The sequence below is a fragment of the Streptococcus sp. 3874 genome (genome assembly GCF_013276425.1).
Taxonomy (GTDB): Bacteria; Bacillota; Bacilli; order Lactobacillales; family Streptococcaceae; genus Streptococcus; species Streptococcus pseudopneumoniae.
Map to the genome: position 1 here is coordinate 1 of NZ_VMLA01000136.1, position 8864 is coordinate 8864.

General features: G+C 39.8%; 8 protein-coding genes and 1 tRNA gene. 7 read left to right on the forward strand and 2 right to left on the reverse strand.

The features are described 5' to 3' along the window. Positions 1-139: 139 nt before the first annotated feature. Positions 140-1456: an FAD-containing oxidoreductase gene (locus HT703_RS10925; RefSeq protein WP_054392600.1), complete on the reverse strand. Its 1317-nt coding sequence runs from the start codon at positions 1454-1456 to the stop codon at positions 140-142. 193 nt (positions 1457-1649) lie between these two features. Between HT703_RS10925 and HT703_RS10930 the strand changes: the two genes are divergently transcribed. The 7 genes from HT703_RS10930 (at position 1650) to HT703_RS10960 (ending at position 8656) form a co-directional block, all read left to right on the forward strand. Beyond that, positions 1650-2861, forward strand: coding sequence for an OFA family MFS transporter (locus tag HT703_RS10930; RefSeq protein WP_054392598.1), 1212 nt, complete (start codon positions 1650-1652; stop codon positions 2859-2861). Positions 2862-3073: 212 nt separating this feature from the next. Further along, positions 3074-4654 (forward strand): DEAD/DEAH box helicase, encoded by a 1581-nt coding sequence (locus HT703_RS10935; protein WP_054392597.1) that lies wholly within the window; start codon positions 3074-3076, stop codon positions 4652-4654. A 277-nt stretch (positions 4655-4931) separates the two neighbouring features. After that, positions 4932-5720, forward strand: coding sequence for a GTP-sensing pleiotropic transcriptional regulator CodY (gene codY, locus HT703_RS10940; protein ID WP_000940723.1), 789 nt, complete (start codon positions 4932-4934; stop codon positions 5718-5720). Then, positions 5720-6295 (forward strand): isochorismatase family cysteine hydrolase, encoded by a 576-nt coding sequence (locus tag HT703_RS10945; RefSeq protein ID WP_000158719.1) that lies wholly within the window; start codon positions 5720-5722, stop codon positions 6293-6295. Before codY ends, HT703_RS10945 begins: the two co-directional genes overlap by 1 nt. Positions 6296-6375: 80 nt before the next feature. Next, positions 6376-6461 (forward strand) — tRNA-Leu (locus tag HT703_RS10950). A gap of 280 nt (positions 6462-6741) precedes the next feature. Continuing rightward, entirely contained in the window at positions 6742-7872 is a 1131-nt protein-coding gene (gene ugpC / locus HT703_RS10955) for a sn-glycerol-3-phosphate ABC transporter ATP-binding protein UgpC (protein ID WP_000229957.1), read from the forward strand. A 271-nt stretch (positions 7873-8143) separates the two neighbouring features. Continuing rightward, a complete protein-coding gene (locus HT703_RS10960; RefSeq protein WP_023933925.1) occupies positions 8144-8656 on the forward strand; it encodes an adenine phosphoribosyltransferase in 513 nt (170 codons plus the stop codon). On the opposite strand, the gene HT703_RS11500 is transcribed toward HT703_RS10960, so the two are convergent. Continuing rightward, positions 8653-8864: hypothetical protein (locus HT703_RS11500; RefSeq protein WP_023933927.1), on the reverse strand; the 212-nt coding region annotated here is incomplete at its 5' end. The two genes, HT703_RS10960 and HT703_RS11500, sit on opposite strands and share 4 nt — an antisense overlap.

The window sequence follows — 8864 nt, forward strand, 5'->3', positions numbered from 1 at the left end:
CTAGGAAGCTAGCCGCAGGCTGTACTTGAGTACGGCAAGGTGAAGCTGACGTGGTTTGAATTTGATTTTCGAAGAGTATGAGATTTCGCAGAAATGAAAACAGCCCTCAGAGGGCTGTCAGTTAAGATGTGATCTCAACTTAAATCGCAAACAAGTCATTCAAGTTCTCAGCCAAGGTTGGGTGAGTGAAGATTTGTTTTGTGAAGTAAGTGTAAGGAATCTTGTTGTCCATAGCAACAGTGATGATGTTGATGATTTCTTGAGAACCTTCTGAGAAGATGCTTGCTCCAAGAATTTCTTTGGTTTCAGTATTAACAACAGCTTTGAAAGCTCCGCGAAGGTTTCCATTTACGTGACCACGAGGCATGGCTGCAACAGGAATTTCCTTAACAGCGTATGGAAGTTTCAAATCTGCTGCTTGGCTTTCAGTCAAACCAACTTGTGAAAGTGCAGGTGTGATAAACATGGTGTTTGGTACATTGAGACGGTCTTCAAGTGTGTAGCTGCCATCTCCAGCAAGGTAGCTGTAAACAACACGGAAGTCATCCAGTGAAATGTAAGTAAATTGAAGACCACCGTTGACATCTCCAACTGCAAAGACACCAGGAACGTTTGTTTGACAATGTTTGTCTACTTTAATAGCGCCACGTTCAGTTAGTTCAATATCTGTATTTTCAAGTTGAAGTGGTTCTACATTTGGTTTGCGTCCAGTTGCGTAGAGAAGGGCGTCGAAACGGTAAGTTTCGTTTTCAGTTACGACAAGCACTTGGTCACCGTCGTTTTTGATTTCAGTAGTATGGATATTTTGAAGCAATTCAATGCCATCTTCTTCCATGTATTGTTTAGCAAGAGCTGCGATGGAAGGTTCTGCACGAGGTAGGAAAATATCCAAGGCATCTAGGACTGTAACCTTGCTTCCAAGTTTGTTGTAAAGACCAGCAAATTCAAGACCGATATTTCCACCACCAAGGACTCCAAGTTTCTCAGGCAATTTGTCCAAGTTTTGGATACCTGTTGAGTCAAAGACGTTTTTGCTTGTAGCAAGTCCAGGGATTGGCAAGACGTTTGAAACAGCACCAGTGTTGATGACGATTGTTTCAGCAGTCAGTTCTTTCTTTTCATCACCAGCTTGGATTTCGATGACTTTATTGGAAAGGAAGTGAGCTTCCGCATCAAAGATATCCACGCCTGTACCAGCAACAGTCGCATAGTTTTTACTATTGAGGCGACCAGTGATCGTGTTTTTAGTAGCAATGACTTCTTCAAAAGATAAGTCCTTCTCAGCAGCAACTAGCAAAGTCTTAGTTGGGATACAACCGATGTTAATACAAGTTCCACCGTACATAGCTTTGCTACGTTCAATGAGGGCAACTTTTTTGCCAGCTGAAGCCAATTTACCAGCTAGTGTTTTACCAGCTTTACCAAATCCGATAACGATTAAATCATAAGTTAACATTTAGAGTTCCTCCTATTCGCATTTCATTCTAGCACAAGAAAAAAACTTTTGCACAATTCTGCTACGGAAAAGACAGAAAAAGATAAAAACGCTTTCCAGACAAAAAACTAGTAATTTTTTGACAAGCTTGATAAACTAAAATCCTATCTATTTTTATATAAGATAGAATAAATGTTCGAAAATAGGAGGTTTTATGAAATCGAATCGTTATATTATTGCCTTTGCTGGGGTCATTTTACACTTAATGCTGGGTTCTACTTATGCTTGGAGTGTTTATCGCAACCCTATTATTGAAAAAACGGGATGGGATCAGGCTTCTGTTGCCTTTGCCTTTAGTCTAGCAATCTTTTGTTTGGGCTTATCGGCTGCATTTATGGGGCGTTTGGTAGAAAAATTTGGTCCGAGAGTCATGGGGAGTCTATCTGCTTTTCTATACGCAGGTGGAAATATCTTAACAGGATTTGCAATAGACCGTCAGGAGCTGTGGTTGCTGTATCTCGCTTATGGCATTTTAGGTGGGCTTGGTTTGGGAGCAGGCTATATTACCCCTGTGTCAACAATTATAAAATGGTTTCCTGATAAACGTGGTCTCGCAACAGGTTTAGCGATTATGGGGTTTGGTTTTGCTTCTTTATTGACTAGTCCTATAGCGCAACATCTCATCGCGGGGGTAGGGCTTGTAGAAACTTTTTATATTTTAGGTGCAAGTTACTTTATTATCATGCTCCTAGCTTCACAATTCATTAAGCGTCCAAATGAGCAAGAGCTTGCAATTTTATCTGCTTCAGGGAAAGAAAAAATAGCCTCTTTGACGCAAGGAATGGCTGCAAATCAGGCTCTGAAAAGCAATCGGTTTTATATACTTTGGATTATTTTCTTTATCAACATAGCTTGTGGTTTAGGCTTAATTTCAGCGGCATCGCCAATGGCACAGGAAATGGCTGGCTTGTCTACAAGTCATGCAGCAGTAATGGTGGGCGTTTTAGGGATTTTCAATGGATTTGGTCGCTTGCTTTGGGCGAGTTTGTCTGACTATATCGGTCGCCCTCTAACCTTTAGTATATTACTGCTTGTCAATCTTTTCTTTTCTCTCTCACTTTGGCTCTTTACAGATTCCGTTTTATTTGTAGTCGCTATGTCTATTTTGATGACTTGCTATGGAGCTGGTTTTTCTTTGATTCCAGCTTATCTCAGTGATATTTTTGGAACCAAGGAATTGGCTGCTCTGCATGGTTATATTTTAACAGCTTGGGCAATGGCTGGTTTAGCAGGACCTATTTTATTAGCAGAGACTTATAAAATGGCTCATTCTTACACACAAACCTTGTTCGTTTTTATCATTTTATATAGTATCGCCTTGGCTTTGTCTTATTATCTAGGTCGTTCCATCAAAAAGGAAAGCTAAAAACCGCTTACATGATTTTCTGTAGAAATGGGGCTATCTTTTGCTTCTCTCTTGTGTTATACTAGATAGGTTGCAAAGAAAACAGTACTTTTCTTTTGTGGAAAAGAAGCAACACGATTTTGTATCCAGTATATGAAAATACGTCATAAAAAGAAAAGTATAAACTAAGCCCTATAGGGTGGCTTCGCACCACCTTTAGAAAGAAGAATAACGTGAAATTTAATGAATTAAACTTGTCTGCTGATTTGCTAGCAGAGATTGAAAAAGCTGGTTTTGTAGAAGCCAGTCCGATCCAAGAACAAACCATTCCCTTGGCCCTTGAAGGCAAGGACGTTATCGGTCAAGCTCAGACTGGTACAGGAAAAACTGCAGCCTTTGGCTTGCCTACCCTTGAAAAAATCCGTACAGAAGAAGGGACTATCCAAGCCTTGGTCATCGCTCCAACTCGTGAACTAGCTGTCCAAAGTCAAGAGGAACTCTTCCGCTTTGGTCGTAGTAAGGGAGTCAAGGTTCGCTCAGTATATGGTGGATCAAGCATCGAAAAACAAATTAAGGCTCTTAAATCTGGTGCCCATATCGTGGTGGGAACTCCAGGTCGCCTTTTGGACTTGATTAAACGCAAGGCCTTGAAATTACAAGATATTGAAACTCTTATCCTTGACGAAGCGGATGAAATGCTCAACATGGGCTTCCTTGAAGACATTGAAGCTATCATCTCCCGTGTCCCTGAAAACCGTCAAACTCTACTCTTCTCAGCAACTATGCCAGATGCTATCAAACGTATCGGTGTTCAGTTTATGAAAGAACCTGAGCATGTCAAGATTGCTGCTAAGGAATTGACAACAGAATTGGTTGACCAATACTATATCCGAGTTAAAGAACAAGAAAAATTTGACACCATGACTCGTCTCATGGATGTGGAGCAACCTGAGCTTGCTATCGTATTTGGTCGTACAAAACGCCGTGTAGATGAATTGACTCGTGGTTTGAAAATCCGTGGCTTCCGTGCAGAAGGAATTCATGGAGACCTAGACCAAAACAAACGTCTTCGTGTCCTTCGTGACTTTAAAAATGGCAATCTTGATGTTCTGGTTGCGACAGACGTTGCAGCGCGTGGTTTGGATATTTCAGGTGTGACCCATGTCTACAACTACGATATTCCACAAGATCCTGAAAGTTATGTTCACCGTATCGGTCGTACAGGTCGTGCTGGTAAGTCAGGTCAGTCTATTACTTTCGTATCACCAAATGAAATGGGCTACCTCCAAATCATTGAAAACTTGACCAAGAAACGCATGAAAGGTCTCAAACCTGCAAGTGCAGAAGAAGCCTTCCAAGCTAAAAAACAGGTAGCTCTCAAGAAAATCGAACGTGATTTTGCAGATGAGACTATCCGTGCTAACTTTGAGAAATTTGGTAAGGATGCTCGTAAGCTAGCTGCCGAATTTACTCCAGAAGAATTGGCAATGTATATCTTGAGTCTGACTGTTCAAGATCCGGATAGCCTTCCAGAAGTGGAGATTGCGCGTGAAAAACCACTGCCATTTAAACCATCAGGTAATGGCTTCGGTGGTAAAGCTAAGGGAGGTCGTCGTGGAGATGACCGTCGAGACCGTGATCGTCGAGACCGTGATCGCCGTGGTAATGGTCGTCGGGATGATTTCAAAAAAGGAAGTCGTGGCAATGATCGTTTTGATAAAGACAGACGTTACCGTAAGGATAATAAAAAACCACGCAATACTTCAAGTGAAAAGCAAACAGGCTTTGTTATTCGTAACAAGGGAGATAAATAAGAAAAAGCGGTTCAAAATGAATCGCTTTTTTATATAAGGAGACCAAGGGTGAAAGAAGATGGTGATAGCAAAGGATAGGTGAAATGGAAAGGTATTATCAACCCACCTTCTTATAATGATATAATATCAAATATAAATTAGGTTGTCAATAAGAAAACATAATTTTCTAAAATATTTCAGCTAGTCTAAATTGCAATTAAATAAGCAATTTTCAGATAATAATTGAAAATTCAATCTGTTTATGTTATAATGATAGCGATTAAATTCGAGGTGAAAAATGGCACATTTATTAGAAAAAACAAGAAAGATTACATCAATTTTGAAGCGCTCAGAGGAGCAGTTTCAGGATGAGCTTCCTTACAACGCTATTACGCGTCAGTTAGCGGATATTATTCATTGCAATGCCTGCATTATCAATAGTAAGGGACGTCTGCTTGGCTATTTTATGCGTTATAAAACAAATACAGATCGCGTAGAGCAATTCTTCCAAACTAAGATTTTCCCAGATGACTACGTTCAAGGGGCTAATATGATTTACGAAACAGAAGCAAATTTGCCTGTTGAGCATGATATGAGTATTTTCCCTGTTGAGAGTAGAGAAGATTTTCCAGATGGCTTGACGACTATTGCACCGATTCATGTATCGGGGATTCGCCTTGGTTCTTTGATTATTTGGCGCAATGATAAAAAATTCGAAGATGAGGACTTGATTCTTGTTGAGATTGCCAGTACCGTTGTTGGGATTCAGCTTCTTAACTTCCAGCGTGAAGAAGATGAGAAAAATATCCGTCGCCGTACTGCTGTCACCATGGCGGTTAATACCCTTTCTTACTCCGAACTCCGTGCTGTTTCAGCAATTTTAGGGGAATTAAATGGAAATGAAGGGCAGTTGACTGCATCAGTGATTGCAGACCGTATCGGAATTACCCGCTCTGTGATTGTCAATGCCCTTCGTAAACTTGAATCTGCGGGAATTATTGAAAGTCGCTCACTTGGAATGAAGGGAACCTACCTTAAGGTCTTGATTTCAGATATTTTTGAAGAAGTGAAGAAAAGAGATTACTAATGACTAAAGCTTTAATTTCGATTGATTATACAGAAGATTTTGTTGCTGATAGTGGTAAATTGACAGCAGGGGCTCCAGCTCAGGCTATTTCGGATGCCATTAGCAAGGTGACTCGATTAGCTTTTGAACGGGGAGATTATATCTTCTTTACTATTGATGCTCATGAAGAAAACGATTGTTTTCATCCAGAAAGTAAACTATTTCCTCCTCATAATCTGATTGGGACTAGTGGACGCAATTTATACGGAGACTTGGGGATCTTTTATCAAGAGCATGGTTCAGACAGTCGTGTCTTTTGGATGGATAAACGCCATTACTCAGCTTTTTCAGGGACTGACCTAGATATTCGTTTGAGAGAGCGTCGCATTTCTACAGTTATCTTAACAGGTGTCTTGACGGATATCTGTGTCCTGCATACAGCTATTGATGCCTATAATCTAGGTTATGACATCGAGATTGTTCAACCAGCTGTTGCTTCCATCTGGCCTGAAAATCATCAATTTGCCCTAGGTCATTTCAAAAATACACTTGGAGCTAAGTTAGTAGATGAAAATCTAAATGAAATTTTAGAGTAATTTGGTTGATGAAATGAAAAAAATTGAAAAAAAGTGTTGACAAGCATCCCAAAAGTTGATATACTAGTAAAGTAATCGACGCGGGGATGGCGGAATTGGCAGACGCGCAGGACTAAGGATCCTGTGACCGCTTTAGGTCGTGAGGGTTCAAGTCCCTCTCTCCGCATAGGATAAGAGTTAGCTTAGGCTAGCTCTTTTGTATTTCTCTAAAAAATTAGAATCCAGTCAAATGTAGTGGAGAATCAGCGAAAATATGGGAAAGCTGATCCTTGTTTCTGCTTTTGTATAGAAGAATAATAAAGATTATCTTCTTCAAATTCTCCGATATTCTCTAAAGTTTTGTGCAAGTTGCACAGAATTTTTTTGTTTTTTTGGTCACCTTGCCATAGAAATGTAAAACGTTTTCATCTATAATATAATTATCAAAAACAAAAGGAGTTCACCTCATGGTAGAATTGAATCTTAAAAATATTTACAAAAAATATCCAAACAGCGAACACTATTCAGTTGAAGATTTCAACTTGAATATCAAAGATAAAGAATTTATCGTTTTCGTAGGTCCTTCAGGATGTGGTAAATCAACAACCCTTCGTATGATTGCTGGTCTTGAAGACATCACAGAAGGTACTGCATCTATCGATGGCGTGGTTGTCAACGATGTAGCTCCAAAAGACCGCGACATCGCCATGGTATTCCAAAACTACGCTCTTTACCCACACATGACTGTTTATGACAACATGGCTTTCGGTTTGAAATTGCGTAAATACAGCAAAGAAGACATCGACAAACGTGTGCAAGAAGCAGCTGAAATTCTTGGATTGAAAGAATTTTTGGAACGTAAACCAGCTGACCTTTCAGGTGGTCAACGTCAACGTGTTGCCATGGGTCGTGCCATCGTCCGTGATGCAAAAGTATTCTTGATGGACGAACCTTTGTCAAACTTGGATGCTAAACTTCGTGTATCAATGCGTGCTGAAATTGCGAAAATCCACCGTCGTATCGGAGCTACAACTATCTACGTAACTCACGACCAAACAGAAGCGATGACACTTGCAGACCGTATCGTTATCATGTCAGCAACTAAGAACCCTGCTGGTACAGGTACTATCGGACGTGTTGAGCAAATCGGTACTCCTCAAGAAGTTTACAAAAACCCAGTTAACAAATTCGTTGCAGGATTCATCGGAAGCCCAGCAATGAACTTCATCAATGTGAAATTAGTTGGTAGCGAAATTATTTCTGATGGTTTCCGTTTGAAAGTTCCAGAAGGAGCATTGAAAGTTCTTCGCGAAAAAGGCTACGAAGGTAAAGAGTTGATTTTCGGTATCCGTCCAGAAGATGTGAATGCAGAACCTGCTTTCCTTGAAACATTCCCAGACTGTGTTGTAAAAGCGACTATCTCTGTATCAGAACTGCTTGGTTCAGAATCTCACCTATACTGCCAAGTTGGTAAAGACGAATTTGTTGCTAAAGTTGATGCTCGTGATTACTTGCAAACAGGTGCAACAGTTGAACTTGGATTTGACTTGAACAAAGCACACTTCTTCGATGTAGAAACTGAAAAAACAGTCTATTAAAATAAATAAAATTCAAAGCACTACAAGAAAAGATATCTCTTTATCGATTGTAGTGGAGAGATATCAGTTAGTCTAGGGAGAGAAACAAAATGCTTCTCTCCTTTTTGCTAGGGAAGTCATATTATGTATCTATCTTGTGACGTGCCTTGAATAAAAATGGTCGTCTTATTTGACTTATAGGGTGACTAGCAAATGAAATATTGTTTTCCCTTTCTTCTTTACTGGAAAATATGCTATAATAGAGAGTAAAAACTTTGAAAGAAAGAAAAATATGAATTTAAAAGATTACATTGCAACAATTGAAAATTATCCAAAAGAAGGTATCACCTTCCGTGATATTAGTCCTTTGATGGCTGATGGAAATGCTTATAGCTACGCTGTTCGTGAAATTGTTCAGTATGCTACTGACAAGAAAATTGACATGGTTGTAGGGCCTGAGGCTCGTGGATTTATTGTGGGCTGTCCAGTTGCCTTTGAGTTGGGAATTGGTTTTGCACCTGTTCGTAAACCAGGTAAATTGCCACGTGAAGTCATTTCTGCTGACTATGAAAAAGAGTACGGTGTTGATACCTTGACTATGCATGCGGATGCAATCAAACCAGGTCAACGCGTTCTTATTGTAGATGACCTCTTGGCAACAGGTGGAACTGTTAAGGCAACTATCGAGATGATTGAAAAACTTGGTGGTATTGTAGCAGGTTGTGCCTTCCTTGTTGAATTGGATGAATTGAACGGCCGTGAAAAAATCGGGGACTACGATTACAAGGTTCTTATGCATTATTAATGAAAAACAGTCCCTAGGGCTGTTTTCTCTACATTAGGATATAAAAATAGACTATAGCTAGTTAGAGAAAAACTATAATTGAAAACTATATCTTCTTGCAGTATAATAAAAGGACTATGTGTTTGAAATTTAGTTTCATACTCAATGAAAATCAAAGAGTAAACTAGCCGTAAGCTGCTCAAAGTACAGCTTTGAGGTTGCAGATAGA

What these genes read in the sequence shown, in the direction of transcription:
- HT703_RS10925 (WP_054392600.1), bottom strand. Translation starts at nt 1,456, where the DNA reads ATGTTAACTTATGATTTAATCGTTATCGGATTTGGTAAAGCTGGTAAA.
- HT703_RS10930 (WP_054392598.1), top strand. Translation starts at nt 1,650, where the DNA reads ATGAAATCGAATCGTTATATTATTGCCTTTGCTGGGGTCATTTTACAC.
- codY (WP_000940723.1), top strand. Translation starts at nt 4,932, where the DNA reads ATGGCACATTTATTAGAAAAAACAAGAAAGATTACATCAATTTTGAAG.
- HT703_RS10945 (WP_000158719.1), top strand. Translation starts at nt 5,720, where the DNA reads ATGACTAAAGCTTTAATTTCGATTGATTATACAGAAGATTTTGTTGCT.
- ugpC (WP_000229957.1), top strand. Translation starts at nt 6,742, where the DNA reads ATGGTAGAATTGAATCTTAAAAATATTTACAAAAAATATCCAAACAGC.
- HT703_RS10960 (WP_023933925.1), top strand. Translation starts at nt 8,144, where the DNA reads ATGAATTTAAAAGATTACATTGCAACAATTGAAAATTATCCAAAAGAA.